The 25250-nt window shown below is 62.1% G+C and carries 41 protein-coding genes and 1 pseudogene; 34 read left to right on the top strand and 8 right to left on the bottom strand.

All coding sequences use genetic code 11. From position 1 onward, the window contains the following. Window positions 1-166 precede the first annotated feature (166 nt). Window positions 167-901 (top strand): L,D-transpeptidase, encoded by a 735-nt coding sequence (locus HOY44_RS12040; RefSeq protein WP_040884761.1) that lies wholly within the window; start codon window positions 167-169, stop codon window positions 899-901. Window positions 902-903: 2 nt separating this feature from the next. Here HOY44_RS12040 and HOY44_RS12045 read toward each other — a convergent pair whose 3' ends face one another. The 4 genes from HOY44_RS12045 to HOY44_RS12060 all read right to left on the bottom strand — a co-directional run bounded on the left by HOY44_RS12045 (window position 904) and on the right by HOY44_RS12060 (window position 2660). Further along, on the bottom strand, window positions 904-1197 hold the full coding sequence (locus tag HOY44_RS12045) for a hypothetical protein (protein WP_138424449.1): 294 nt from the start codon (window positions 1195-1197) through the stop codon (window positions 904-906). A gap of 208 nt (window positions 1198-1405) precedes the next feature. Then, window positions 1406-1819 carry an SRPBCC family protein gene (locus HOY44_RS12050; protein ID WP_138424450.1) on the bottom strand — a complete coding sequence of 138 codons (414 nt, stop codon included), beginning with the start codon at window positions 1817-1819 and terminating at the stop codon, window positions 1406-1408. Window positions 1820-1822: 3 nt separating this feature from the next. Next, on the bottom strand, window positions 1823-2326 hold the full coding sequence (locus HOY44_RS12055) for an SRPBCC family protein (RefSeq protein ID WP_287434880.1): 504 nt from the start codon (window positions 2324-2326) through the stop codon (window positions 1823-1825). Further along, window positions 2316-2660, bottom strand: a complete 345-nt coding sequence (locus HOY44_RS12060; protein ID WP_287434881.1) for an ArsR/SmtB family transcription factor — start codon at window positions 2658-2660, stop codon at window positions 2316-2318. Before HOY44_RS12060 ends, HOY44_RS12055 begins: the two co-directional genes overlap by 11 nt. Before the next feature lie 108 nt (window positions 2661-2768). On the opposite strand from HOY44_RS12060, the gene HOY44_RS12065 reads away from it, so the two are divergent. From HOY44_RS12065 to HOY44_RS12095, 7 genes are all read left to right on the top strand, one after another. After that, window positions 2769-3119 carry a DUF2200 domain-containing protein gene (locus tag HOY44_RS12065; RefSeq protein WP_138424453.1) on the top strand — a complete coding sequence of 117 codons (351 nt, stop codon included), beginning with the start codon at window positions 2769-2771 and terminating at the stop codon, window positions 3117-3119. A 321-nt stretch (window positions 3120-3440) separates the two neighbouring features. Next, window positions 3441-4283, top strand: coding sequence for a 50S ribosomal protein L2 (gene rplB, locus HOY44_RS12070; RefSeq protein WP_008331582.1), 843 nt, complete (start codon window positions 3441-3443; stop codon window positions 4281-4283). Window positions 4284-4286: 3 nt separating this feature from the next. Continuing rightward, complete coding sequence (gene rpsS / locus HOY44_RS12075; protein WP_008331580.1) at window positions 4287-4565, top strand: 30S ribosomal protein S19; 279 nt, start codon at window positions 4287-4289, stop codon at window positions 4563-4565. A gap of 3 nt (window positions 4566-4568) precedes the next feature. Then, window positions 4569-4949, top strand: a complete 381-nt coding sequence (gene rplV, locus HOY44_RS12080) for a 50S ribosomal protein L22 (protein ID WP_008331578.1) — start codon at window positions 4569-4571, stop codon at window positions 4947-4949. Continuing rightward, a complete protein-coding gene (gene rpsC, locus HOY44_RS12085; protein ID WP_008331577.1) occupies window positions 4949-5656 on the top strand; it encodes a 30S ribosomal protein S3 in 708 nt (235 codons plus the stop codon). The genes rplV and rpsC overlap by 1 nt, the downstream gene beginning before the upstream one ends. Window positions 5657-5668: 12 nt before the next feature. Then, window positions 5669-6082: a 50S ribosomal protein L16 gene (rplP, locus tag HOY44_RS12090; RefSeq protein WP_008331576.1), complete on the top strand. Its 414-nt coding sequence runs from the start codon at window positions 5669-5671 to the stop codon at window positions 6080-6082. Between the two features lie 131 nt (window positions 6083-6213). Further along, window positions 6214-6453 carry a hypothetical protein gene (locus HOY44_RS12095; RefSeq protein ID WP_287434882.1) on the top strand — a complete coding sequence of 80 codons (240 nt, stop codon included), beginning with the start codon at window positions 6214-6216 and terminating at the stop codon, window positions 6451-6453. A gap of 18 nt (window positions 6454-6471) precedes the next feature. Here HOY44_RS12095 and HOY44_RS12100 read toward each other — a convergent pair whose 3' ends face one another. Then, a complete protein-coding gene (locus HOY44_RS12100) occupies window positions 6472-7095 on the bottom strand; it encodes a TIGR02466 family protein (RefSeq protein ID WP_287434883.1) in 624 nt (207 codons plus the stop codon). A gap of 104 nt (window positions 7096-7199) precedes the next feature. Here HOY44_RS12100 and HOY44_RS12105 point away from each other — a divergent pair, with 104 nt between their 5' ends. The 15 genes and pseudogenes from HOY44_RS12105 to rpmD all read left to right on the top strand — a co-directional run bounded on the left by HOY44_RS12105 (window position 7200) and on the right by rpmD (window position 15239). Further along, window positions 7200-7883 carry a cyclic nucleotide-binding domain-containing protein gene (locus HOY44_RS12105; RefSeq protein ID WP_287434884.1) on the top strand — a complete coding sequence of 228 codons (684 nt, stop codon included), beginning with the start codon at window positions 7200-7202 and terminating at the stop codon, window positions 7881-7883. A gap of 127 nt (window positions 7884-8010) precedes the next feature. Then, a complete protein-coding gene (locus HOY44_RS12110) occupies window positions 8011-8691 on the top strand; it encodes a Crp/Fnr family transcriptional regulator (protein ID WP_287434885.1) in 681 nt (226 codons plus the stop codon). Window positions 8692-8855: 164 nt separating this feature from the next. Further along, window positions 8856-9275, top strand: a pseudogene (locus HOY44_RS22660) (acyltransferase family protein); the annotation flags it as partial. A 235-nt stretch (window positions 9276-9510) separates the two neighbouring features. Then, a complete protein-coding gene (locus HOY44_RS12120; protein ID WP_287434887.1) occupies window positions 9511-10731 on the top strand; it encodes an acyltransferase family protein in 1221 nt (406 codons plus the stop codon). Between the two features lie 169 nt (window positions 10732-10900). Then, a complete protein-coding gene (rpmC, locus tag HOY44_RS12125; protein WP_138424458.1) occupies window positions 10901-11104 on the top strand; it encodes a 50S ribosomal protein L29 in 204 nt (67 codons plus the stop codon). A gap of 14 nt (window positions 11105-11118) precedes the next feature. Beyond that, on the top strand, window positions 11119-11349 hold the full coding sequence (gene rpsQ / locus HOY44_RS12130; protein WP_008331559.1) for a 30S ribosomal protein S17: 231 nt from the start codon (window positions 11119-11121) through the stop codon (window positions 11347-11349). A gap of 78 nt (window positions 11350-11427) precedes the next feature. Then, on the top strand, window positions 11428-11796 hold the full coding sequence (gene rplN, locus HOY44_RS12135) for a 50S ribosomal protein L14 (protein ID WP_005621870.1): 369 nt from the start codon (window positions 11428-11430) through the stop codon (window positions 11794-11796). Window position 11797: 1 nt separating this feature from the next. Next, window positions 11798-12103 (top strand): 50S ribosomal protein L24, encoded by a 306-nt coding sequence (gene rplX / locus HOY44_RS12140; RefSeq protein WP_008331543.1) that lies wholly within the window; start codon window positions 11798-11800, stop codon window positions 12101-12103. After that, window positions 12103-12666, top strand: a complete 564-nt coding sequence (gene rplE / locus HOY44_RS12145; RefSeq protein WP_008331541.1) for a 50S ribosomal protein L5 — start codon at window positions 12103-12105, stop codon at window positions 12664-12666. Before rplX ends, rplE begins: the two co-directional genes overlap by 1 nt. A gap of 17 nt (window positions 12667-12683) precedes the next feature. Continuing rightward, window positions 12684-12989, top strand: coding sequence for a 30S ribosomal protein S14 (gene rpsN / locus HOY44_RS12150; RefSeq protein WP_040884753.1), 306 nt, complete (start codon window positions 12684-12686; stop codon window positions 12987-12989). A 12-nt stretch (window positions 12990-13001) separates the two neighbouring features. After that, a complete protein-coding gene (gene rpsH, locus HOY44_RS12155; protein ID WP_008331536.1) occupies window positions 13002-13394 on the top strand; it encodes a 30S ribosomal protein S8 in 393 nt (130 codons plus the stop codon). Window positions 13395-13406: 12 nt separating this feature from the next. Continuing rightward, window positions 13407-13940 carry a 50S ribosomal protein L6 gene (gene rplF / locus HOY44_RS12160; protein ID WP_008331534.1) on the top strand — a complete coding sequence of 178 codons (534 nt, stop codon included), beginning with the start codon at window positions 13407-13409 and terminating at the stop codon, window positions 13938-13940. An 11-nt stretch (window positions 13941-13951) separates the two neighbouring features. Further along, window positions 13952-14311, top strand: a complete 360-nt coding sequence (rplR, locus tag HOY44_RS12165) for a 50S ribosomal protein L18 (protein ID WP_008331532.1) — start codon at window positions 13952-13954, stop codon at window positions 14309-14311. Between the two features lie 152 nt (window positions 14312-14463). After that, window positions 14464-15045, top strand: a complete 582-nt coding sequence (rpsE, locus tag HOY44_RS12170; RefSeq protein WP_008331530.1) for a 30S ribosomal protein S5 — start codon at window positions 14464-14466, stop codon at window positions 15043-15045. Window positions 15046-15050: 5 nt separating this feature from the next. Continuing rightward, entirely contained in the window at window positions 15051-15239 is a 189-nt protein-coding gene (gene rpmD / locus HOY44_RS12175) for a 50S ribosomal protein L30 (protein ID WP_008331528.1), read from the top strand. 405 nt (window positions 15240-15644) lie between these two features. On the opposite strand, the gene HOY44_RS12180 is transcribed toward rpmD, so the two are convergent. Then, window positions 15645-15959: a type II toxin-antitoxin system RelE/ParE family toxin gene (locus HOY44_RS12180; protein ID WP_287434888.1), complete on the bottom strand. Its 315-nt coding sequence runs from the start codon at window positions 15957-15959 to the stop codon at window positions 15645-15647. Further along, a complete protein-coding gene (locus HOY44_RS12185) occupies window positions 15949-16191 on the bottom strand; it encodes a type II toxin-antitoxin system ParD family antitoxin (RefSeq protein WP_287434889.1) in 243 nt (80 codons plus the stop codon). Before HOY44_RS12185 ends, HOY44_RS12180 begins: the two co-directional genes overlap by 11 nt. 151 nt (window positions 16192-16342) lie before the next feature. Between HOY44_RS12185 and HOY44_RS12190 the strand changes: the two genes are divergently transcribed. From HOY44_RS12190 to HOY44_RS12225, 8 genes are all read left to right on the top strand, one after another. Further along, complete coding sequence (locus HOY44_RS12190; protein ID WP_287434890.1) at window positions 16343-17131, top strand: MBL fold metallo-hydrolase; 789 nt, start codon at window positions 16343-16345, stop codon at window positions 17129-17131. A gap of 440 nt (window positions 17132-17571) precedes the next feature. Further along, window positions 17572-18678, top strand: coding sequence for a Hint domain-containing protein (locus tag HOY44_RS12195; protein ID WP_287434891.1), 1107 nt, complete (start codon window positions 17572-17574; stop codon window positions 18676-18678). A gap of 66 nt (window positions 18679-18744) precedes the next feature. After that, window positions 18745-19086, top strand: coding sequence for a DUF1801 domain-containing protein (locus HOY44_RS12200; protein WP_287434892.1), 342 nt, complete (start codon window positions 18745-18747; stop codon window positions 19084-19086). Window positions 19087-19237: 151 nt separating this feature from the next. Continuing rightward, on the top strand, window positions 19238-19702 hold the full coding sequence (rplO, locus tag HOY44_RS12205) for a 50S ribosomal protein L15 (RefSeq protein ID WP_008331514.1): 465 nt from the start codon (window positions 19238-19240) through the stop codon (window positions 19700-19702). 105 nt (window positions 19703-19807) lie between these two features. Beyond that, window positions 19808-21184: a preprotein translocase subunit SecY gene (gene secY, locus HOY44_RS12210; RefSeq protein WP_040884751.1), complete on the top strand. Its 1377-nt coding sequence runs from the start codon at window positions 19808-19810 to the stop codon at window positions 21182-21184. Next, window positions 21181-21756, top strand: coding sequence for an adenylate kinase (locus HOY44_RS12215; protein WP_008331507.1), 576 nt, complete (start codon window positions 21181-21183; stop codon window positions 21754-21756). Before secY ends, HOY44_RS12215 begins: the two co-directional genes overlap by 4 nt. Before the next feature lie 58 nt (window positions 21757-21814). After that, window positions 21815-22201 (top strand): hypothetical protein, encoded by a 387-nt coding sequence (locus tag HOY44_RS12220; RefSeq protein WP_287434893.1) that lies wholly within the window; start codon window positions 21815-21817, stop codon window positions 22199-22201. Further along, on the top strand, window positions 22186-22569 hold the full coding sequence (locus HOY44_RS12225) for a hypothetical protein (RefSeq protein ID WP_287434894.1): 384 nt from the start codon (window positions 22186-22188) through the stop codon (window positions 22567-22569). Before HOY44_RS12220 ends, HOY44_RS12225 begins: the two co-directional genes overlap by 16 nt. Here HOY44_RS12225 and HOY44_RS12230 read toward each other — a convergent pair. Further along, complete coding sequence (locus HOY44_RS12230) at window positions 22548-22967, bottom strand: BLUF domain-containing protein (RefSeq protein WP_287434895.1); 420 nt, start codon at window positions 22965-22967, stop codon at window positions 22548-22550. The two genes, HOY44_RS12225 and HOY44_RS12230, sit on opposite strands and share 22 nt — an antisense overlap. A 306-nt stretch (window positions 22968-23273) precedes the next feature. On the opposite strand from HOY44_RS12230, the gene rpsM reads away from it, so the two are divergent. The 3 genes from rpsM to HOY44_RS12245 all read left to right on the top strand — a co-directional run bounded on the left by rpsM (window position 23274) and on the right by HOY44_RS12245 (window position 25175). Next, window positions 23274-23642: a 30S ribosomal protein S13 gene (gene rpsM, locus HOY44_RS12235; RefSeq protein WP_040884749.1), complete on the top strand. Its 369-nt coding sequence runs from the start codon at window positions 23274-23276 to the stop codon at window positions 23640-23642. A gap of 15 nt (window positions 23643-23657) precedes the next feature. Beyond that, window positions 23658-24047: a 30S ribosomal protein S11 gene (rpsK, locus tag HOY44_RS12240; protein ID WP_008331497.1), complete on the top strand. Its 390-nt coding sequence runs from the start codon at window positions 23658-23660 to the stop codon at window positions 24045-24047. Between the two features lie 111 nt (window positions 24048-24158). After that, complete coding sequence (locus HOY44_RS12245) at window positions 24159-25175, top strand: DNA-directed RNA polymerase subunit alpha (protein WP_008331496.1); 1017 nt, start codon at window positions 24159-24161, stop codon at window positions 25173-25175. The last annotated feature ends 75 nt before the right edge of the window (window positions 25176-25250 follow it).

A 25250-nucleotide genomic window follows, 5' to 3' on the forward strand; every position in this document is an offset into this window, starting at 1 on the left:
GGCAAACCCGCCACACAAAGACTTGAGCCCTCCAGCCCAGGCTGGGGGGCTTTTTCTTTTGTGATAGGATAAGCATCTGGAACACGCTGCCGGGCGATTCCGTTTTGAACGGGACAGGGACCGGCACACCAATCCGTCAGCCGGTTCGACAAGAAGGAACCTCGCCATGCTCACTCGCCGTCATTTCGTGATGACCACCACCGCACTGTTCTCGGCCCCGATCGCCGCCTGGGCACAGGACGAGGACGCGGAAGCGACCGTCGAGACGCCGGCGGAAACGACAGAGGCCGAAGCGGCAGCGCCCACGCCGCCGCGCCCGACGTCGAACCCGGCCAACTGGGACCGGTGGGACGCGCAGATCACACCTGCGGGCTACGATCCGGCCACGTCGAACCCCTGGGGGCTGGCCCCCCGCTTTCTGCCCCGTCGGGTCGAGGCCAATCCCGGCCTCACCCCCGGCGATCTGCATGTCGATGCCGTCGCGCGGTATCTCTACCACATCGAAGCGGGCGGGACCGCGATGCGCTATGGCGTCGCCATCGCGCGCGGCAACCTGTACGAGCCGGGGGTCTACACCGTCGGGCGCAAGGCGAAGTGGCCGATCTGGACACCCACCGCCGCGATGATCAAACGCGATCCGCACCTCTACAAGCAGCATGAGAACGGGATGAGCGGCGGGCCCCGCAATCCGCTCGGCTCACGGGCCTTCTATCTTTACGAAGGCAACCGCGACACGCTCCTGCGCATCCACGGTTCGCCTTCGCCGGGGTCGATCGGCGGTCGCGCAAGTTCCGGCTGCGTGCGCATGGTCATGGCCCATATCAACGACCTGTATCCGCAGGTCTACAAGGGCGCGACGGCGCATCTGCACCCGCCAGAGCGCATCACCGCCGCAAGCTGATCTTACGCAGGCGCCGGGTCGCCCGGTGCCCGCGTGCAGATCGGGCGGCCGTCGCGCGTGCGCAGCGGCAGATAGGTCGTCTCGACCGGCCCGAAATACTGGTATTCGTAGCACCCGTCCAATTCGTTGATCCTGACCGAATTCAGGTTCTGACCCGGCGCGGCAAGCTCGGCGATCCGTTCCGGCACGTTCGAAATTGTGCCTTGCGACGCGCCTGCCGTGGTCGTCGCGGGCATATCGCACGCCGCGAGGGTCAGGGGCAGCGCGGCAAGCGCGATGATCGTTTTCGTCTTCATGGCGATCTCCTGTATCTTGCCCGCACCTTCGGGGAACAAGGGCGGAATGGCCAGTGCAATTTCCCGTGGGGCCGTAAGGCCGCAGCACGGCGCTTTGCGTGTTTCGGGTGCCGACGGATGAAGCCCTGCCTATCCCGGCCGACGAGATCGCCCGCGTGCCCAAGCCCAAGCCCAAGGCGCGACGCCCCGCGCGAGGGGCACTCCGACCTCAGCTTTCCGCGTGCGCCTTGAAGTTGTTCAGGATCGCCTGCCAGCCGCCCCGCTGCATTTCGACATCGTTTTCAGTTTCGGCGTCGAACACCGTCGTCACCTGCGTTTGGCCGCCGATGGGTTCGAAGGTCGTGGTGACCATGCGCCCGTCCTCCAGCCTGTAGGTGAGCGACCGTTCCGGCGTGATGTCGGTATAGATCGCCTCGAAATCGAAGCCGAAGCTGCCGTCCTTCGCCTCCATCCGGGCCGAATACTTGCCGCCGATCTGCATGTCGTTCGAGGCGGACGGGCAGCACCAGTCGTCTGACGCGAAGTTCCAGCGCGTGATATGGTCCGGGTCGGTATAGCGGGCCCAGACGGTTTCGACCGGGGCATCGACCGTGGCGTCGATGGTGATTTTCTCGGTGGACATGGGTTATCCTTTCAAGGTCTCGATGAGATCGTCCAAGGTCACATAGGTGGCGCCAAGCCCTTCCTCCATGCCCATGTCGATCACGGTTTGCAGGCCCTCGGGCGAGCCATAGTCGATGACGGTGCGCACGATCGTGCGGTCGCCCGCGTCCTCGAACGTGATGATCCAGTCGGCGACGGGCAGGTCGGTGTTCGGCGCGCCCGTCGCATCGGAAAAGGCGTCACGGGTCGTATACCGCTCTTGCGGGTCGATGGTGACATAGTCGGTCCACCCCCAGTATTCGGTGCCGTCGTCCTCATACATGGCGTAATGCCAATGCCCACCCTCGCGAAACTCCATGCTCGCGGTCTTGGTCTTGAGCGGCTTGGGGGCGAACCATTTCTCGAGCAGCTCCTGCTTGGTGTAGCAGTCCCAGATCAGGTCGCGCGGACCGGCGAATTCGCGCTTGATGCGCAGGGTATGGCCCGGCACGTCGGCCAGGAACTGAAATTGCAGGTCACTCTTCATCTTTCTCTCCCTGTAGCGCCGCAACCAGATCATCCAGTTGGGCGTATCTGCCTTGCCAAAACGCGCGTTGCTCTTCGAACCACCTTTCGGTCGCGGTCATGGTCGCGGGATCGAGCGCGCAGGTGCGCACACGTCCCACCTTGTCGCTTTTCATCAGCCCCGCCGCCTCCAGCACGCTCAGGTGCTTCATGAAGGCGGGCAGGCCCATGTCATGCGGCCCGGCCAGATCGCTGACCGTCGCCTCGCCCTTGACCAGCGCCTGCACCACCGCCCTGCGGGTCGGATCGGCCAGCGCGTGAAAGACGGCATCGAGGTTCGGTTCATTGTTCTCCATGTGGTGAAGTATCCGGTGAGTCGGATAGTTCTGTCAATGGTGAAGTATTGACCCGTTGGCGACCGGCGGGCAGGGCCCTATTCTGGGCGCGCGAACAGGAGGCCCCAAATGGCAAAGCACCGCATATTCGGCATCAGTTTCGGAAGCGTCTATCCGCATTACATCACCAAGGCCGAAAAGAAGGGGCGGACCAAGGAAGAGGTGGACGAGATCATTCACTGGCTCACCGGCTACGACGACGACGGTCTGGGCCGGGTGCTGGAGGATAAAACGGATTTCGAGACGTTCTTCGGCGAAGCCCCCGCATTGAACCCGGCCCGGTCCGAGATCAAGGGCGTCATCTGCGGCGTCCGGGTCGAGGAGATCGAAGACCCGCTGATGCAGGAAATCCGCTATCTCGACAAGCTGATCGACGAATTGGCGCGGGGGAAGAAGATGGAGAAGATCCTGCGGGGGTGAGCTTCGAGCCGGGCTCGCCATAGCGCCCGCAACGCCGGGCGCCAGCGCCACCCCGATCGGACCCGGCGGCGTTTCGTGGGTTAAGGCATGCCTTTCGTCAAAGGGCTGCGCGCAACACAATCGGCGACGCCGCACTGGACACATCCCCACAACACCGCTATAGCGCAACGGTCCATGGCCCCGGGATTCGTTCCGGGGTCTTTGACTTATTGAATTCGGCCACCTTCGGGGGGCTACACCCGGGCACCGCTCAGCGAGCAAAGCCCACACACAGACAAGCGGGGCACGCACCCCGCTGCAAAGCAACGGAAGACTGAAAGCATGGCACTCAAGTCGTATAAACCGACGACGCCGGGCCAGCGTGGGCTGGTTCTGATCGACCGTTCGGAGCTTTGGAAAGGACGTCCCGTCAAATCCCTCACCGAGGGTCTGACGAAGTCGGGCGGCCGGAACAACACCGGACGGATCACCTCTCGCCGCCGTGGCGGTGGCGCGAAGCGTCTTTACCGGATCGTTGATTTCAAACGGAACAAGTTTGACGTCGCGGCCACCGTGGAACGGATCGAATACGACCCGAACCGCACCGCCTTCATCGCCCTCGTGAAATACGAAGACGGCGAGCAGGCTTACATCCTCGCGCCGCAGCGCCTCGCCGTTGGCGACAGCGTCGTCGCGGGCCAGAAGGTCGACATCAAGCCGGGCAACGCGATGCCGTTCTCGGGCCTGCCGATCGGTACCATCGTTCACAACATCGAGCTGAAGCCGGGCAAGGGCGGTCAGATCGCGCGCGCCGCTGGCACCTATGCCCAGTTCGTCGGTCGTGACGGTGGCTACGCCCAGATCCGCCTGTCCTCGGGCGAGCTGCGCATGGTCCGTCAGGAATGCATGGCCACCGTCGGTGCCGTGTCGAACCCCGACAACTCGAACCAGAACCTCGGTAAAGCCGGCCGCGTCCGCCACATGGGCAAGCGTCCGTCGGTCCGTGGTGTTGCGATGAACCCGATCGACCACCCGCATGGTGGTGGTGAAGGCCGCACCTCTGGTGGTCGTACCCCGGTTACCCCGTGGGGCAAGGACACCAAGGGCAAGCGCACCCGCAACAAGAACAAGGCGTCGCAGAAGCTGATCATCCGCTCGCGTCACGCCAAGAAGAAGGGCCGGTAATCTATGGCACGTGCTGTATGGAAGGGGCCTTTTGTCGACTCTTACGTCCTCAAGAAGGCCGAGAAGGCGCGCGAAAGCGGCCGCAACGAAGTCATCAAGATCTGGTCGCGCCGTTCGACGATCCTGCCCCAGTTCGTGGGCCTGACGTTTGGCGTGTACAACGGGCAGAAGCACATCCCCGTTAACGTGACCGAGGAAATGATCGGACAGAAATTCGGTGAATATTCGCCGACCCGTACCTACTACGGGCATGCTGCCGACAAAAAAGCGAAGCGGAAGTAAGTCATGGGCAAGGAAAAGAACCCCCGCCGCGTGGCAGACAACGAAGCAATGGCAAAACTGCGCATGCTTCGCACCAGCCCGCAGAAACTGAACCTCGTGGCCGCGATGATCCGTGGCAAGAAGGTCGAAAAGGCTCTGGCCGATCTGACCTTCTCGAAAAAGCGGATCGCCGTCGACGTGAAGAAATGCCTTCAGTCGGCCATCGCGAACGCCGAGAACAACCACAACCTCGACGTCGACGAACTGGTCGTCGCCGAAGCGTTCGTGGGCAAGAACCTTGTCATGAAGCGCGGTCGCCCGCGTGCCCGTGGCCGTTATGGCCGCATCAACAAGCCGTTCTCGGAACTCACCATCAAGGTGCGTCAAGTTGAGGAGCAAGCCTAATGGGTCAGAAAGTCAATCCGATCGGCATGCGCCTTCAGGTCAACCGCACCTGGGACAGCCGCTGGTACGCCGATACCAACGAATACGGTGATCTCCTTCTTGAAGACCTCAAGATCCGTGAGTTCATCAAGGAAGAGTGCAAGCAGGCCGGCGTCAGCCGTGTGATTATCGAGCGTCCGCACAAGAAGTGCCGCGTCACGATCCACACCGCCCGTCCGGGCGTCATCATCGGCAAGAAAGGCGCGGACATCGAAGTGCTCCGCAAGAAGCTCGCCAAGATGACCGACAGCGAACTGCACCTGAACATCGTGGAAGTGCGCAAGCCGGAACTCGACGCGCAGCTGGTGGCCGAATCCATCGCCCAGCAGCTCGAGCGTCGTGTGTCGTTCCGTCGCGCGATGAAACGTGCCGCTCAGAACTCCATGCGCATGGGTGCCCTCGGTATCCGCGTGAACTGCGCTGGCCGTCTGGGTGGTGCCGAAATCGCACGGACCGAGTGGCTTCGAGAAGGTCGTGTGCCGCTGCACACGCTCCGCGCCGACATCGATTACGCCCTGGCCGAAGCCAAGACCCCCTACGGGATCATCGGCATTAAGGTCTGGATCTTCAAAGGCGAGATCATGGAGCATGATCCGTCCGCGCGTGATCGTAAGCAACAAGAGCTCCAGGACGGTCCGGCCCCCCGCGGTGCCGGTGGCCGCCGCTAAGGAGGAACTGAGATGCTACAACCGAAGCGCACAAAATTCCGCAAGATGCACAAGGGCCGCATCAAGGGTCAGGCCAAAGGTGGCTCTGACCTCAACTTCGGCACCTACGGCCTGAAGGCTCTCGAGCCTGAGCGTGTGACCGCACGCCAGATCGAAGCCGCACGTCGTGCCATGACGCGCCACATGAAGCGTCAGGGCCGTGTCTGGATCCGCATTTTCCCGGACGTTCCGATCTCGGCCAAGCCGATCGAAGTTCGTATGGGTAAAGGTAAGGGTTCGGTCGACCGCTGGGCCGCCAAGGTCAAGCCGGGCCGCGTGATGTTCGAGATCGACGGCGTGTCCGACGAGATCGCGCGCGAAGCCCTGCGTCTGGCCGCGATGAAGCTGCCGATCAAAACCCGCACCGTGGTCCGCGAGGACTGGTAATCGGGTGGTGGGTTTCACCCACCCTACGAATTGGACCCCCGGCGTGTGAGTGTCGGGGGTTTTTCGTTGACACTGTCAGAACGTCCGTTTGAAAAATCTAATTTGCCGCAGAATTGATAATGAGGTTTCGGATGGTCCTAGCCTGGGTCTCAAAACTACTTGGCATCCTGATTTTGGGCTTTGGCGCGCTTCGCATCGTCATCGCGCTTTTCATTTTAGAGTCCGGGGATATTGAAACGCTCAGTCGGAGCTATCTCGGATCCGACACGCCCGGCGAAGCGATTGATGGCGGGATCTATGCCGCTCTAGTCGGATTCGCTTTTGTCATGCTGGGACAGATTCTGCATGAACTGAGGCGGCGCCGACTGTGATTTTCCTTGCGACGCCCGTCACCCCTCCCACTTATAATTGAAACTCACCGAAATCCGCTCTTCCTCGGCCATGTTCATAGGCACCTCGTGCCGCAGCCATGACTCCCAGAGCAGGACGTCGCCCACCACCGGTTTCACGTAGACGAAGGTGCGCTGGTCCTCCCGTGCGGACTTTTTGCGTGGGGGGGCGGCCATCAGGCGCGCCGAGCGGGGGTCTTCCAGCTTCAAGGCCGAGGTGCCCTCCGGCATCGCCACATAGGTCGTGCCGGAAATCACCGAATGCGGATGCAGGTGGGACGTGTGCATCCCGCCTTCGGGCAGAATATTGATCCACAGATCCTCGAGCACCAGTTTGCCGTCGCCCAGATCGAATTCCAGTTCCTCGGCGAAGGCGGCGACATGGGCATCCAACGCCTTTTCCAACGCCGCGAAGATCGGCGAGCGCCATGGCAGGTCGGTCAGCGAGGCATAGGAGGTATAACCGGGATACCCCTCCTTCTCGCACCATGCCTGCCCGGCCTCGTCATCCTCGTAGATCGCCCAGCACGAGGCCTCCAGTTCGTCGGTGTCCACGTCCGCCCCCAACTCGTTCAGCCGGGCGCGGTAGAGGCGGGTTACGAAAAGCGATGAGATGTCAGCCATGGCGGCCTCCGGTCAGGTGCGTTTTCCTTTGAATACGCCATGCGGCTTGGGTAGCAATACCGCGTATCTCCATTCTGCATTGCAGCGTCGACGGGACGCACCTTATGGACCTGACATTTCTGACCGACGGCTTCTTCGGCCATCTGTCCTATATCCTGCTTATCGTCTCGTCGCTGATGCGGCGGATGTTCTGGCTGCGCCTCTTCGTCATGGGCTCGGCCATCGCCGGAATCATCTTCGACTGGTTCATGATCGGCAATGTCGTCGGTGCGTTCTGGCAGGCGCTGCTCGTCCTCGTGAACGTGGTTCAGATCGTGCTTCTGTGGACCCGCGATCACCGCGCCAAGTTCTCGGACGAGGAAAAGCACATGATAGAGACATGGCTCACGGGTGGCACGCCGGGGGCGCGGCGTCTGCTCCTAGACATGGGGCGGTGGGAGACGTTGGCGCCGGGCGAAGTCTTGACCGAGGAAGGCGTCAGGCCCCGGTTCCTGACCTACATCGTCAGCGGTGCGGCGGTCGTCACATCGGACGGGTCCGAGGTGGCGCGGGTCGCCCCGGATCACTTCATCGGCGAGATGTCTCTGATGGGCGATGGTCTTGCCACGGCCGATGTGTCGGTCTCGGACACCGCGCGGGTCTGGCAGATCGAGCGCAACAAGCTGGACCGGATGAAGGTGAACCAACCGCATCTTTACGGGCTGATCGAGGCCGGAACGGCATTGAACCTGCGGGCCAAGGTCATCCACGGGAACCAGAGGACCAAGCAGTCCCCGACCGCCGCCTGACGGGTCGCGGCCTTGGAAAAGAAACATACCCGGACGAATTGTTTTTCTTTGCCTTGGCGCGCGCAGGCGGCCTAACCTGTTTCATCCGATGGATTTTCGCGGGTGTGTAGTGTCCGATATTTTTGGAATGGGGTTTCTGACCGACGGGTTGGTCGGTCACCTGTCCTACATATTTCTGATCGTTTCGAGCCTCATGCGACGGATGATGTTGCTGCGGCTCTTCCTCGTCGCCTCGGCTGTCACCGGGATCGCCTATGACTGGATCTGGCTCGGCAATGTCGTCGGCGTATTCTGGGAGGGGCTTCTGATCGCGGTGAACGTGGTTCAGATCGCGCTTTTGTGGCACCGGGACCGGCGTGCCCGGTTCAGCGATGAAGAACGGCGCATGATCGCGCGGTATTTTCGCGGGGGCACACCTGGCCACCGCCGGGCGCTGTTCGATCACGGCGAGTGGGTTGATCTGGAGCCGGGGCACGGTTTGACGTGGCAGGGCGAAAAGCCTCGGTGGCTGACTTACCTGTCCGATGGGCGCGCGCATTACACCGTCCATGGTGTGCGGTTGGGCGAGATCGGGCCGGGTCATTTCGTGGGCGAAATGTCGATGCTTGGCGAAACCACCGCGACGGCGGATGTTGCGATCGACGTTCCGACACGGGTTTGGCGGATCGACCGAGACAAGCTCGATCGGTTACAGGACACGAACCCCGACCTGTTCGGGTTGGTGGCGGCGGCCATCGCGCTCGACCTCAGGGCCAAGATGGTCGCGTCAAACACCCGCGCGCTCGAGGTGGCGCTCGGACCGGCCTGATTAAACCTTTTCAACCCCGCGACCTGTTATTACCAATGCGACCGGGAGCCGGGCGTGACGGCCCAGGGTCATTTGAGCATGGGTTGCAGGCGACGGGGGCCGGAATGTCATTGAAGTATCGGCCCGAAATCGACGGGCTGCGCGCGGTCGCGGTTCTGTCGGTGATGATCTATCACCTCAAGATATCGCTGGGCGGCGCCGCGCTGATCCCCGGCGGCTTCCTAGGGGTGGACCTGTTCTTCGTCCTGTCGGGTTACCTCATCACGCTGATCCTGCTGCGTGAGAAGGAAAAGACCGGCCGCATCTCATTCGGCCAGTTCTACCTGCGCCGGGTCCGGCGCATCCTGCCCGCACTGTTCCTCGTCATTCTGGTGAGCCTTCCTGCGGCGTGGATCTTGTTCCTGCCGTCCGAACTGGCCCGGTTCGCTGAATCGATCCCGGCGGCGCTGTTTTTCTACAGCAACGTCTTCTGGTTCTACGTGCAGGGCGAATACGGCGCGCAATCGTCGCTGTACCAGCCGCTTCTTCACACCTGGAGCCTCGCCATCGAAGAGCAGTTCTACCTGCTCTTTCCGCTGTTCGTCCTGATCGTGCCGAAGCGATGGTTCGCGCCTGCCGCAGGCGTCGCTCTGGTCCTGACGCTCGGACTGGCCGAGGCGACGACACAGGCCAGCCCGCGCATCTCCTTCTTCTCGCCGGTCAGCCGCGCGTGGGAGCTTCTGGCGGGCTCGATGCTCGCGGTGGCGCAGTTGCGGGGCTGGACGTTGGGGCAGGGGCGGCGATGGGCCGCTTTAGTCCCCCCCTGTCGCGCTGGCCGTCGTGATCGCCTCGGTCAGCCTGATCTCGCTCGACCGAGTTGGGCACCTGGGCCTCGCCACGAACCCCGTGGTCGCCGCGACCTGCGCGCTCATTTGGTTCATGCGGCCGGGCGAGGCCGTGTCGCGTGTGTTGTCGATCCCGGCGGTCGTCTGGATCGGGAAGCTGTCCTATTCGCTTTACCTCTGGCACTATCCGATCTTTGCCTTCGGGCGGATCTCGGCGCTTGGCGACCCCGGTCCGGTCGACATGGTGGTGTGGCTGATCCTGACCTTCGCCCTCTCGGCGGCGGGCTATTACCTCGTAGAAAGACCCTTCCGGTTCCGTCTGTCGGCCCCGCGGATGGGCGGCGGTCTGGCGGTCATGTTCGTCGTGATCCTCGGGTTCTTCGGGATCGTGCAGACCGGCGTCGGGCTGGACCAGCGGACCGCGAAGCTCGATGCGCTTTACGGCGACAACGAACCGGACAATGAAAAGCTGGCGTCGCAGACCTGGACCTACATTGAAGACATCGTCGAGGCGGCCGGTGCGGGCAGTATGCTCGACAACATCCCCGCTCGCGACGCGCCGGACGCGCAGATCTTTCCCGACGACGCGCGCCTTAAGGTGCTGGTGGTCGGCGACTCCCACGGCAAGGATATGTTCAACGCCCTACACCAGAACCGGGAGGCATCGGATGGCTTGGCCTTCGTCCGGTTCGTGATGTACGTGCGGTGGCCGGGCAACCAGCTCAAGGCCCTGCGCGCCTCGCCCAGCTACGCTGCGGCTGACGTCATCCTGATCGCCCAGCATTACACGCCCGAAGGGCTGGCGCGTATTCCCGCCGCCATCGAGGCCTTCAAGGCGGACGGAAAGCGCGTGATCGTGACCGGCCACCGGGCCGTGTTCCGGTCGCCCTCAGAATTGCCGATCTTCGACTGGTATCTGCGCCGCAACGGCGAGATTGCCGATCAGGACGTGGTCGACCGGCTCGCCTACAAATACGAGGCGCCGGGTGCGCGCAAGGACTCGGTCCGTCTGGCGGAAATCGCAAAGGCCGCCGGGGTGCCGTACCTTGATGTGCGGTCACTGGCCTGCGACGACGCCGCCAAAATGTGCGAGCTGACGACGCCGGAGGGCAAGAAGGCGATGTATGACGACCATCACTGGACGCTGGCGGGTGCGGCGTTCTACGGTCGGCGCGCGGCCGAGGCCGGTTGGTTCGACGTGATCGCAGGCGACTGACGTATTCGCCAAGAAATCCTGATCTTTTCCTTGCCCGTAGGGGATGCTGCCTTTATAGAGCGGCATCTCACGATTCCCGTGCGCGGGATTCGTGTGTTTTGCATGAACCCACCGGGCCAAGGGTCACCCCGCAATCGGGGGCCCGCCGGTGATTGGAAAGGAAAAGGCGATGAACGCCAGTGAACTTCGCGACAAGAGCGCGGACCAGCTGAAAGACCAGCTGGGCGACCTCAAGAAAGAGGCCTTCAACCTGCGCTTCCAGCAGGCCACCGGCCAGCTCGAGAACACCGCGCGCATGCGTCAGGTCAAACGTGACGTGGCCCGTGTGAAAACCATTCTGAACGAAAAAGCCGCGCAAGCGGCCGGCAACTGAGGGAGGCCTGACAGATGCCCAAACGTATCCTGCAAGGCACCGTGACCTCGGACGCCAACGCCCAGACCGTGACCGTGAGCGTCGAACGCCGCTTCACGCACCCCGTTCTGAAAAAGACGATCCGGAAGTCGAAAAAGTACCGGGCCCACGACGAGAACAACACGTTCAAAGTCGGTGACTCCGTCCGCATTCAGGAATGCGCGCCGAAGTCGAAAACCAAACGCTGGGAAGTCATCACCGCCTGACGGCGGCTGACAACCAGTTCGATCGAAACCATGGGGCGGTGATGCCAGAGGCTAGCCCCACAGGTCAGGAGAAACCCTATGATCCAGATGCAGACCAATCTGGATGTCGCTGACAACTCCGGCGCTCGCCGGGTGCAGTGCATCAAGGTCCTGGGTGGTTCCAAGCGTAAATACGCTTCGGTGGGCGACATCATCGTCGTCTCCGTCAAGGAAGCCATCCCGCGCGGCCGCGTGAAGAAAGGTGACGTCCGCAAGGCCGTCGTCGTGCGCACCGCCAAAGAAGTCCGTCGTGAAGACGGCACCGCGATCCGCTTCGATCGCAACGCCGCCGTCATCCTCAACAACAACAACGAGCCGGTCGGCACCCGTATCTTCGGGCCGGTGGTTCGTGAGCTTCGCGCGAAGAACTTCATGAAGATCATCTCGCTCGCTCCGGAGGTGCTGTAAGATGGCTGCGAAACTGAAAAAAGGCGACAAGGTCGTCGTGCTGGCCGGTAAAGACAAAGGCCAGACCGGGGAAATCACCTCGGTTTCGCCCAAGACCGGCAAGGCCGTGGTCGACGGCGTGAACATGGCGATCCGTCACACCCGCCAGAGCCAGAACAATCAGGGCGGCCGCCTGCCGAAGGCGATGCCGATCGACCTGTCGAACCTGGCGCTTCTCGATGCCAACGGCAAAGCGACCCGCGTCGGCTTCCGCATGGAAGGTGACAAGAAGGTCCGTTTCGCCAAGACCACTGGGGACGTGATCTGATGCTCGATACTGCGAATTACACCCCCCGCCTCAAGGCCGCCTATCGCGAGACGATCAAGGCTGCCCTGAAAGAAGAGTTCGGCTACACCAACGACCTGCAGATCCCGCGTCTGGACAAAATCGTCCTGAACATCGGCTGCGGCGCCGAGGCCGTGAAGGACTCCAAGAAAGCGAAATCTGCCCAGGAAGATCTCACCAAGATCGCCGGTCAGAAAGCTCTGGTGACGAAGGCGAAGAAATCCATCGCCGGTTTCCGTGTCCGCGAGGACATGCCGCTGGGTGCGAAAGTGACCCTGCGCGGCGACCGGATGTACGAATTCCTCGACCGTCTCATCACGATCGCCATGCCCCGCATCCGCGACTTCCGCGGCGTGCCCGGTACCTCGTTCGATGGCCGTGGCAACTACGCCATGGGCATGAAAGAGCACATCGTGTTCCCGGAAATCGACTTCGACAAAGTCGACGAAGTCTGGGGCCTCGACATCGTGATCGCCACCACTGCGAAGACCGACGCAGAAGCAAAGAGCCTGTTGAAGCACTTCAACATGCCCTTCAACAGCTGATCCTTGGAGACCGAGTAATGGCTAAAAAATCCATGATCGCGCGTGAAGCCAAGCGTCAGAAGCTGGTGGAACAGTACGCCGAGAAGCGTGCCGCGCTGAAAGAAATCATCAACGACGAGTCGAACCCGATGGAAGAGCGTTTCCGCGCTTCCCTCAAACTGGCGAAGCTGCCCCGCAACTCCTCGCCGACCCGTCTTCACAATCGTTGCCAGCTGACTGGCCGTCCGCATGCGTACTACCGCAAGCTGAAGGTCAGCCGGATCGCGCTGCGGGAACTCGGCTCCATGGGCCAGATCCCCGGCCTGGTGAAATCGAGCTGGTAAGGAGATCAGAAGATGAACGATCCTATCGGCGATATGCTCACCCGCATCCGCAACGCCCAGATGCGCCACAAGTCCACCGTCTCGACGCCGGCCTCCAAGCTGCGCGCCTGGGTTTTGGACGTGCTGGCCGACGAAGGCTACATCCGCGGCTATGAAAAGGGGACCGACGCAAACGGTCACCCGACGCTGGAAATCAGCCTCAAATATTTCGATGGCACCCCGGTCATTCGCGAGTTGCAGCGGGTTTCGACCCCCGGCCGCCGCGTCTACATGGGCGCCAAGGAGATCCCGCAGGTCCGTCAGGGCCTTGGTGTCTCGATTGTCTCCACGCCCAAGGGCGTGATGTCGGATGCAAACGCTCGTAGCCAGAATGTTGGCGGCGAAGTGCTTTGCACCGTATTCTAAGGAGGTCTGGTAATGTCTCGTATTGGTAAGAAACCGGTCGAGATCCCCTCGGGCGTTACCGCGTCCCTGTCGGGTCAGACCGTCGAAGTGAAGGGCCCCAAGGGCACCCGCAGCTTCACCGCCACCGATGATGTCACGATCAAGATCGAAGACAACATCGTGTCGGTCGAGCCGCGCGGCAAGTCCAAGCGTGCCCGTCAGCAGTGGGGCATGTCCCGCACCATGGTCGCCAACATGATCACGGGTGTCTCGGACGGCTTCAAGAAAGAGCTGGAGATCACCGGTGTTGGTTACCGGGCTCAGATGCAGGGCAACACCCTGAAGCTGAACTTGGGCTACTCGCACGAAGTCGATTTCGAAGCGCCGGAAGGGGTGACCATCACCGCGCCGAAGCAGACCGAAATCGTCGTCGAGGGCAACGACCAGCAGCTCGTCGGACAAGTCGCGGCCAACATCCGCGAATGGCGTTCGCCGGAGCCCTACAAGGGCAAGGGCATCCGCTACAAGGACGAGTACATCTTCCGCAAGGAAGGCAAGAAGAAGTAAGGACGCGAAAAATGGCAAACAGCAAACGAGACCTGTTTCTGAAGCGCCGTCTGCGCGTTCGGAACAAGCAGCGGAAAGTGAACCCCGGCAAGCTTCGCCTGTCGGTTCACCGCTCCAACAAGAACATCAGCGTCCAGCTGATCGACGACATCGCCGGCGTGACTCTCGCCTCGGCTTCGTCGCTCGAGAAGGATCTGGGCATTGTCGGCAAGAACAACGTGGAGGCCGCCGCCAAGGTGGGCACGCTGATCGCCGAACGTGCCAAGAAAGCGGGCGTGGAAGAGTGCTACTTCGATCGTGGCGGCTTCCTGTACCACGGGCGCGTCAAGGCTCTGGCCGACGCCGCGCGCGAAGGTGGTCTGAAGTTCTGAAGAGTTTGGTGGGTTGTCACCCACCCTACCTGAGAGGGGCGGCACGTTCGCCCCTCCGATGATCCGGGAGACAGTCCCTTTCGTGGGCACGCTCACCAAGGATCGAGTAAAACCGGCGCCCACATGCGCGCCACCCATTGAAGGAATGCCTGATGGCAGAACGTGAAAACCGCCGGGGTAACCGCCGCGACCGCGAGGAAGCAGCCCCCGAATTCGCCGATCGTCTGGTTGCGATCAACCGTGTGTCCAAGACCGTCAAGGGTGGTAAGCGCTTCGGCTTCGCCGCTCTCGTCGTCGTGGGCGACCAGAAGGGCCGCGTCGGCTTCGGCAAAGGCAAAGCGAAAGAAGTGCCCGAGGCGATCCGCAAGGCCACTGAATCCGCCAAGCGCAACATGATCCGCGTGCCGCTGCGTGAGGGCCGGACCCTGCACCACGATATCGACGGTCGTCACGGCGCTGGCCGCGTCGTCATGCGCACCGCCCCGACCGGTACCGGGATCATCGCCGGTGGTCCGATGCGTGCCGTGTTCGAAATGCTGGGCGTTCAGGACGTCGTCGCCAAGTCGATCGGCTCGCAGAACCCCTACAACATGATCCGCGCCACGCTGAACGGCCTCACCAAGCAGGCCAGCCCCCGTTCGGTGGCACAGCGTCGCGGCAAGAAAGTCGCCGACATCCTGCCGGGCCGCGATGAGGCCCCGGCCGAGTCGAGCCAGGTTGCTGAGGAGGCCTGAGACACATGGCAAAAACCATCGTCGTAAAACAGATCGGCTCCCCGATCCGCCGCCCCGCCAAACAGCGTGAAACGCTCGTCGGGCTCGGCCTGAACAAAATGCACAAAACCCGCGAACTGGAGGACACCCCCTCCGTGCGTGGAATGGTCAACTCCATCCCACACCTCGTGGAAATCGTAGAAGAGCGCGGCTAAGGCCAGCCTCTCACGTGTGAGCATTAGAGCACCCCGGTCAGAAATGGTCGGGGTGTTTTTCTGACCCGCACAGCTTAGTTCATGCTATCGTTAACCATTGTTAACGCCCGTTTTGGGGGGGGATATGAAACGAGCTGCTGTTTTTGCCTTCGCGCTTTCGATGTATGGTCATGGGGCCATCGCGGACACCATGGAAAACGTGGTCATCCAACCGACAACCGTCGTTGAGCATGGTGGGGGCTGCCGAAAGAACTCGCCGCCGGGGCAATGCTGCCACAAGCAGACGAGCACCGGCACAGTCCACTGTCACTGACGTTCGACGCATGAGGGGTTTCTGCCCGGTCGATACCGCACCGCGAAACGCGTAAGTTCGAGGATCTTCGATTTGTTTGTCGTGAGAAACGCTCACGACCGTTCGTCGAGTTTGGCGAGAATTGCCAGCCAATCCTGACGGGCACCAAGGACACGCAGAACATCAAGTGCGCCCCCGGCAACGCGGTACACGATGATATGTGAGCCCGTTGGATGAAGTCGGACGGCCGGGGTTATCTCAGTCCTTTCTCGCGCGAGCGCAGGCATTTCGCACAGTCGATACATCGCTTCCGTCAGGCCGTCTTGATAGCGTTCAGCCTGTTTGGCGGACCATTTTTCCGTGGTGTATCCCCAGATGTCGTCAAGATCGCGCAATGCCTGCGGCGTGAGCCGAAGTTCAAGCGCCATGTTTGGCGTGCATCTCGGCCTTGAAGGCTTCTGCGTCGAAAGGCTCCGGCTCTCCGCTTCTCAAGCCTTCGTCTACGGCCGATTGCAGGTGCGCCATCGCCTGCGCGTGTTCCTGATCCTTGCGTATTAGGTGACGTACGTAGTCTGACGTGTTGCCGAAGCGACCGTCCTTCAGCTGGTCTTCAACCCAGTCTTTCATTTGGTCAGGTAGCGAGACGTTCATCGTGGCCATGCGCGGCTCCTTTCCAAAGAAGATGAGAGTCATGGCAAAGTTTGTCAATCTCACCCACTCACCCCATCGTGATCCCTCCCGCTCACAAGTGAACCCTGCGTCACCTCGCGCGTAGTACCCTCAGAACCACAGCGAAACAGGGAGAGACGCAATGAAAACCACACGCCGCACGTTCCTCGCGACGGCTGCCGCCAGCGCGGGCGCGATCACCATACTGCCCTATGCCGGGATGGCCGCCGCCCATGCCTCCAACATGTTCACGACCGACGCGGGGGACATCACGGTTCATCCCGTGTCCCACGCGTCCTTCGTGATGGAGACGCCCAAGGGTGTGATCTATGTCGACCCGGTGGGGTCGCCCGACGATTACGCCGATTTTCCGGCCCCCGATCTGATCCTCGTCACGCATGAGCACGGCGACCATTACAATGCCGAGGTTCTGACCGCCCTCGTCGGGGCCGAAACCGCACTCATCACCAATCCCGCCGTGAACGGCATGTTGCCCGCCGAGATCGCCGACGGCGCCGTGTCGATGGCGAACGGTGACAGCATGGATTGGGACGGGCTCGGCATCGAAGCGATCCCGGCCTACAACATCACCGAAGAGCGCAAGAACTTTCACCCCGAAGGGCGCGACAACGGGTATGTCCTGAGCTTCGAGGGTTTCCGCGTCTATATCTCCGGCGACACCGAGGACATTCCCGAGATGCGTCGCCTGGAGAATATCGACCTCGCCTTCGTCTGCATGAACCTGCCGTTCACGATGGACGCCGCGGCGGCGGCCAGCGCGGTGTCGGAATTCGGCCCGACCTACGTCTACCCCTACCACTACCGTGGCCGCGACGGTGGCACGCAGGACCCGGAAGAGTTCGCGTCGATGATCGAAGGCGACACCGAGGTCAAGATGGGCGGCTGGTACGGCGAAGGCGATCTGGGCTGACGCGCCGACCTTTCGGCAGGCACTTGAAACGGGACCGGCCGCCGGTCCCGTTCTCATTTTGAAGACAGACTCGCCCCCGACGCCACAATCGTGTCACGATTGGCAGGGGAAAGGTGAGGGTATCCCGACCCATGCTGCCCCATTTCCGCCATAGATCGTTTCTTGGCGGCGTGAAAAGAATGAACCAGTCCGTTCACTGTTTCCGATTGAAGCCCGGTGTTTTGGGCGCGTTGTCCAGCGCCCGCTGGATCGTAGGCCGGGTAACGCAATGATTTATTAGGGTTAATTCAGCAGGTGCATCGGCCGCAGGGCCGCACGCCGCGAAGAATGCCCGCAGACTGAACGAAAAGCCCCCTGCGGCAGACTTTTTCCCCAGTTTCGAAACGAAGCCTCCCCGACCCGGCCCTGTTCCTAAGTCATTAATAACGGCGGAGGGACAGATGCCGTTTCTAGCGATCTACAGCATCAGCGACACGACGCACACGGGGCCGAACCCATGGCCGCCGGGGTCCAATTCGAATCCGGCGTCGGCGGGCAGCACCGTCATCACACTCAATCCCGGCGCGGGGTTTCAGGTGGTCGAAGTCACCGACCTCGACACCACGCTCGACGACGATCCCACGTTCGACGACAGCTCGTCCGAGCAGTACCTGACCAATCCGACCACGATCAACGGCACGAACTACGCCGCCGGTCAGACGATCGAGAACGAATACGCCTATATCATCCGGCCCATCGGATCGTCGGACCCCGCGGACAACATCACGATCTACGTACTGGACGAGGGTGGGGCCACGCCCAGCATCGGTTTCGTGTCGTCGCAGGAACTCGTCGCGGGGCAGAGCTATCAGGTCGTTGGCACATCGACCGACGAACCCTCCACGCCTTACACCGAGATCTTCGCCTGTTTCGGCCCCGACACCCTGATCGAGACACAAAGCGGGGCGCGCCGGGTCTGCGACCTGCGGGCCGGGGACAAGGTGCTGACGCTCGACAACGGCGCGCAGGAGGTGCTGTGGATCGGCGCGCGCGAGGTTCAACTGACGGGCGCGCGCAAACCGCAAACGCCGCTCTTGTTCCCAAAGGGCAGCCTTGCGCCGGGTATGCCCCACAGCGACCTGATCCTGTCGCCCTTCCACCGCGTGATGGTGTCGTCGCACAAGAACGACCGCGTGACGGGCGGGGAAGAGGTGTTCGCGCAGGCCCGATCGCTCGCCAAACGCGGCGGTGTGCGCAAGATGCTGGGGCGCAAGTCCATCACATACTATTCCGTCCTGTTGCAGCGGCACGAGGTGATCTTCGCCAACGGCGTGCCGAGCGAGAGTTTCTACCCAAGCCCCTATAGCATGTCGCTTCTGACCCCTGCCGAACGTCTTGCCGTGCTCGCGCGCCTGCCGGGGCTGTCCGATGACGTGGCGGGCAGCTATGGCCCCCTCGCGCGGCGCGATCTGACGGCGCTCGAAGGGCGCAAGCTCAAGCGCAAGCGGCCGATCTTCGAAGGTCCGGCCATCGATGCTTGGCCGATCTGGTCGCTTCAGTCGGCCTGAGGCAGCGGATACTGCACGCCCGACACGGCCATGTTATCCTGACGTGAGTTTGCCAAGGGGGGCTTCATGACAGACGCCGATGACTGGTTCGCGACGTTGGGTCCGGCGCAGGCCGAGACTCTCGGTCGTCTGCGTGCCCTGATCCTTGCTTCGGCTGACGGGATCACGGAAGAGATCAAGTGGCGCCAGCCATGTTTCAGCCGGAACAAGCTGTTCTGTTACCTGCAGAAATCGAAAAGCCATGTGACGCTCGGCTTTCAGCAGGGGGCCCGGATGCCGGACGCGCCCGGCCTGCTCGAAGGCGAAGGGAAAGAGTTGCGGCATGTCCGGTTCACCCCCGGCGCCGACATTCCCGAAGAGGCGGTGAAAACCCTGATCGGCGAGGCACTGGCGCTCGACGGCGCATAGCGTCACGACCCGGCGATGCGCCTTGACCCCCATGGGCCTTACCCCTTATACGCGCCCGGTGGCCCCGAGTGGGTCTACGACTCACATATAGACAAAGCCGTGGTTGGCCCGTTTTCGCTTCGAGGGTCACATCCGGCATAGGAGAAGCGATATGAAACTGAATGAACTCCGGGACAATCCCGGTGCCGCCAAGAAACGCATGCGCGTTGGCCGTGGTCCGGGCTCGGGCAAAGGCAAAATGGGTGGCCGTGGTATCAAAGGTCAGAAATCCCGTTCGGGTGTGGCCATCAACGGCTACGAAGGCGGCCAGATGCCCCTCTACCAGCGTCTTCCCAAGCGTGGCTTCAACAAGCCGAACCGCAAGAAGTTCGCTGTCGTGAACCTGGGCATCATCCAGAAATTCATCGACGCCAAGAAGCTGTCCGGTGACATCACCGAGGACGCTCTGGTCGAAGCCGGCGTCGTTCGCCGCAAGCTTGACGGTGTGCGGGTTCTGGCCAAGGGCGAGTACTCGGCGAAGGCCAACATCACTGTGACCGGTGCCTCCAAATCGGCTGTGGAAGCCGTTGAAAAGGCTGGGGGCAAGCTGACCACCACGGCGGCTGCGGCAGAGTAACGCTTGTGACCCGCCCACGGGCGGCTTAAGTAAGCGCACGGAATTCCATGAGCGCCGCCGGAGCCGGGAAACGGTCCGGCGGCGTTTCCACGAACAGGGGGCCATATGGCATCTGCAGCGGAACAAATGGCGTCGAACCTTTCATGGGGCGCGCTGGGCAAGGCGACTGACCTTCGCAAACGCATTTTCTACACCATCGGGCTTCTGATCATCTACCGCATCGGGACCTATATCCCGGTGCCGGGGATCGACGCGGGCGCGCTGCGTGACTTCATGGAACAGGCCGCAGCCGGGATCGGCGGCATCCTGTCGATGTTCACGGGCGGTGCGCTGGGCCGGATGGGTGTCTTTGCCCTGGGCATCATGCCCTACATCTCGGCCTCGATCATCGTTCAGCTTCTGGCGTCGATGTGGGAGCCGCTGAAGCAGCTCAAGAAAGAAGGCGAGCAGGGCCGCAAGAAGATCAACCAGTACACGCGTTACGGCACCGTGGCGCTGGCGACCGGGCAGGCCTTCGCGTTGGCCAACAGCCTTCAGGCCGGCGACCTCGTGTCGACGCCGGGGCCGTTCTTCATCGCCTCCGCCGTCGTGACGCTGGTGGGTGGCACCATGTTCCTGATGTGGCTCGGTGAACAAATCACCGCACGCGGCATCGGCAACGGCATCTCGCTTATCATCTTCGTGGGCATCGTGGCCGAACTGCCCGCAGCCGCCGCGCAATTCCTGAGCCAGGGTCGTTCGGGCGCCATCAGCCCTGCGGTCATCATCGGCGTGCTGGTCATGGTCATGGCCGTGATCGCCTTCGTCGTGTTCATGGAACGCGCGCTGCGCAAGATCCACATCCAGTATCCGCGCCGTCAGGTGGGGATGAAGATGTATGACGGCGGCTCCAGCCACCTGCCGATCAAGGTGAACCCGGCAGGCGTCATCCCGGCGATCTTCGCCTCGGCGCTGCTGTTGCTGCCGACGACGCTGTCGACCTTCAACCAGGACGGCAACGCCGGCCCGGTGATGTCGACGCTGCTTGCCTATTTCGGCCCCGGTCAGCCGCTCTACCTGCTGTTCTTCACCGCCATGATCGTGTTCTTCACGTTTTTCTACACCAAGGAAGTGGCGTTCAAGACCGAGGACGTGGCCGACAACCTGAAAAACCAGAACGGTTTCGTTCCGGGCATCCGCCCCGGCAAGAAAACCGCCGAATACCTCGACTATGTGGTGACCCGCATCCTGACGCTGGGCTCGATCTACCTTGCAGCGGTCTGTCTGCTGCCCGAGATCCTGCGCAGCCAGCTTGCCGTGCCGTTCTATTTCGGCGGCACCTCGGTGCTCATCATCGTGTCCGTCACGATGGATACGATCCAGCAGGTTCAGAGCCACCTGCTTGCACATCAATACGAAGGCCTCATTGAGAAATCGCAGCTGCGCGGTAAACGCGGAGGGACTGCTGCGAAAAAGGGACGGAAGGGACCAGCCAGACGATGAATATCATTCTTCTTGGACCGCCGGGTGCAGGGAAGGGCACTCAGGCGAAAAAGCTCGTGGACGAACGCAACATGATCCAGCTCTCGACGGGCGACATGCTGCGTGAAGCGCGCACCTCGGGCACCGAGATGGGCAACAAGGTCGCCGCGATCATGGATGCGGGCGAACTTGTGACGGACGAGATCGTGATCGGGCTGATCGCCGAGAAGCTCGAAGGCGACAATGCGGGCGGCTTCATCTTCGACGGCTTCCCGCGCACGCTGGGTCAGGCCGACGCGCTGGGCAAGTTGCTGGCGGAAAAGGGTGCGTCGCTCGACCATGTGATCGAGATGCAGGTCGACGACGAAACGCTGGTGCAGCGCGTCGTGAACCGCGCGAAGGAAGCGGCCGAAGCCGGTCAGCCGGTCCGCGCCGACGACAACGCCGAAAGCATGCGCACGCGGCTGATGGAATACTACAAGAAGACCTCGCCGCTCATAGGCTATTACTATGCCAAGGGCGACCTGAAATCGATCGACGGCCTTGCCTCGATCGACGAGGTTGCGGGTTCGATCAAGGCCATCCTCGGCTGACGATTGACCGATAACCGGTTTGAGACGATCCTCCGGGCATAGCTCGGAGGATTTTTCTTTGCGATATCCCTTTTTTCTTGCGCTCCTCGTTGCCGGTGCGCCCGTTTCGGCGCAGGACATGACGCTTTTCGTCTCCGGCCCCGATGCCTGCGCGGTCGTGGCGGGCACGGGCGGCGACGGCGGGCCGATCCACGCCCTTGGCCCGGACAACAACATTCTGGACTATGAACGCATCTGGGGCGGCGCCGTCGAATGCGCGTTCGACGGGCGGATCTCGCTCGACCCCGACGGTGGCCCGGAACAGATCGACGGCACCTGCTTTGCGCCGGACGAACCCGAATTGAGCGGGACGTTCGACATCGTCTATTCCGCGCGGGGCATGACGGTCGTCACCTTCTCGCACTGGTCCGAACCCAAGGTCTTCATGTCATGCGCCACCAACTGATCGCGCTGGCCATCGGTCTGGCCCTGCCTGCCGCCGCATCCGCCAATGCTTTCGTCAACGGCCCGCGCGGCTGCGGCTTTCTCGATGGGTTCGACGATTATGGCCCGATCTTCACGGTGGACGAGGATCACCTCGTCCTGAGCCGGCAGGGCCTTGTCGGGATCGAATGGAATTGCGATTTCGACACCCCGTTCGATCCCTATCTCGAAGAAGGCGAGATCCAGACCCGCATGGGCTATTGCATGGAGCCCGGACCATTCGTCGATCCCGGCGTCTTCACGCTGATGGAAATGGGCGATGGCACGGTGCAGATGGATGGGTCGAACTGGGATCAGCCGCTGATCCTTCAGATCTGCGTGGCGCCATAGCATTCGTCCCCCTGTGCACCCGCGCTCTTGCGCAGGCGACAAAGAATGCGATCGCGGTCCTTCCATGCGTCCCGCCCCACGCCTTTGGGCATGATGAACCCGTCACGGCCAAGCGGCCCGTACCCCATCGCCCAGCCGTCGAAACCGCGCATGAGGATGGGGTAGGGGCCCCAGGCCCGCATGACCCTGTGACGCGGATCGCGCAGGGCTGCGTCGAACATGCGGGCAACGGCGGCACCGTCCCCCTCGAACGCGCCCGCAAAGGCCCATTCGGTACGCAGGAGGAACCCCGTCAGGTTGAACTCGGCGGCCTGTCGCCGGGCCACGCGCAGAATGTCCGCGTCGCTTGGGTGACCCATTGGATAGACCGCATGACTGGCATATACTGCTTGAAACATCATGGCGCCTCGCGAAGTGGGCCACGCAACGGGGCTATCATACCCGTCCCGCGCCCGCCCGCCTTGTCGCAGGTCAAGAAACTCGGGGTTCCCCCCGCCACGCCGCTATTGTCGGCCCAAGTCTTGACGCGCCGATGATTCCCTCGTAAAGCACCGCATCCCGAAAAGGGAATCGGTGTTTTCGGGGTCGCGCCCCGCACTCACCAGACCAGAGTTTCAGCTGCGGCCCGCAGGGATGACCCCCGCGGGCTTACGTTGTGAAAAAAGGACCTGGAACTACGGGTCCGCAACGAAAGGAAGACCGACTTGGCACGTATTGCCGGCGTGAACATCCCGACGCACAAGCGCGTCCCGATCGCCCTCACCTACATCACTGGCATTGGTCACACCTCTGCCAAAAGCATCTGCGAAGCGACCAACATCGACGTCACGCGCCGCGTGAACGAACTGTCGGACGCCGAAGTGCTGACGATCCGCGAGCACATCGACGCGAACTACACCGTCGAAGGCGACTTGCGCCGTGAGACGCAGATGAACATCAAGCGTCTGATGGACCTTGGCTGCTACCGTGGCCTGCGTCATCGCCGCAACCTCCCCGTGCGCGGTCAGCGCACCCACACCAATGCGCGCACGCGCAAAGGCCCGGCGAAACCCATCGCTGGCAAGAAGAAGTAAGGGAGGGTCTGAAGAATGGCACGCGATAAGACTCGCACGAAGCGCAAAGAGCGCAAGAACATCGCCGCTGGCGTGGCGCATGTGAATTCGTCCTTCAACAACACCAAGATCCTGATCTCGGACGTGCAGGGCAACGCGATCTCGTGGTCGTCCGCTGGCACCATGGGCTTCAAGGGTTCGCGCAAGTCGACCCCCTTCGCCGCCCAGATGGCCGCCGAGGACGCAGGCAAGAAAGCGCAGGAACACGGCGTGAAAACGCTGGAAGTCGAAGTGCAGGGCCCCGGTTCGGGCCGTGAATCGGCGCTGCGCGCGCTGGCTGCCGTCGGCTTCAACATCACGTCGATCCGTGACGTGACGCCGATCGCGCACAACGGCTGCCGTCCGCCGAAGCGCCGTCGCGTCTAAGGCAGACTTTTTTCGCTCGGGCCGGGGGAAACCCTTGGCCCGAGTCCGTCATTTTTGAACCTCGGGCGTTCTGCCTTTTGGACATGGGGCAGAACAGGAATGGAGGGACGCATGATCCACAAAAACTGGGCTGAATTGATCAAACCGACGCAGCTCGACGTCAAGCCGGGCAACGACCCGTCGCGTCAGGCCACCGTCATTGCCGAACCGCTCGAGCGCGGCTTCGGTCTGACCCTTGGCAACGCGCTGCGCCGCGTTCTCATGTCGTCGCTTCAGGGCGCCGCCATCACCAGCGTGCAGATCGACAACGTGCTGCACGAGTTCTCGTCGGTGGCTGGTGTGCGTGAAGACGTCACCGACATCGTCCTGAACCTCAAGGGCGTGTCGATCCGTATGGAAGTCGAAGGGCCCAAGCGCCTGTCGATCTCGGCCAAGGGCCCGATGGTCGTCACCGCTGGCGACATCTCGGAAAGCGCAGGCATCGAGATCCTGAACAAGGATCACGTGATCTGCCACCTCGACGACGGCGCCGACCTGTTCATGGAACTGACCGTCAACACCGGCAAAGGCTATGTCTCGGCCGACAAGAACAAGCCGGAAGATGCGCCGATCGGCCTGATCCCGGTCGATGCGATCTATTCGCCGGTCAAGAAAGTGTCCTACGACGTGCAGCCGACCCGCGAAGGTCAGGTGCTCGACTATGACAAACTGACGCTCAAGGTCGAAACCGACGGTTCGATCACCCCGGACGATGCCGTGGCTTTCGCTGCGCGGATCATCCAGGACCAGCTGTCGATCTTCGTGAACTTCGATGAGCCGGAATCGGCCAGCCGTCAGGACGACGACGACGGTCTCGAGTTCAACCCGCTTCTTCTCAAGAAAGTGGACGAGCTGGAGCTTTCGGTGCGGTCTGCGAACTGCCTGAAGAACGACAACATCGTCTACATCGGCGACCTGATCCAGAAAACCGAAGCCGAGATGCTCCGCACCCCGAACTTCGGCCGCAAGTCGCTGAACGAAATCAAGGAAGTGCTCTCGGGCATGGGCCTGCACCTCGGCATGGATGTCGAAGAGTGGCCGCCGGAGAACATCGAAGATCTGGCCAAGAAGTTCGAAGACCAGTTCTGAGATCTTGGTGGGTTTCACCCACCCTACGGGTCGCCGTAGGGTGGGTGCCAACCCACCTCACCAATGCCCGGAATG

This window comes from Maritimibacter sp., assembly GCF_016774595.1.
Taxonomy (GTDB): domain Bacteria; phylum Pseudomonadota; class Alphaproteobacteria; order Rhodobacterales; family Rhodobacteraceae; genus Maritimibacter; species Maritimibacter alkaliphilus.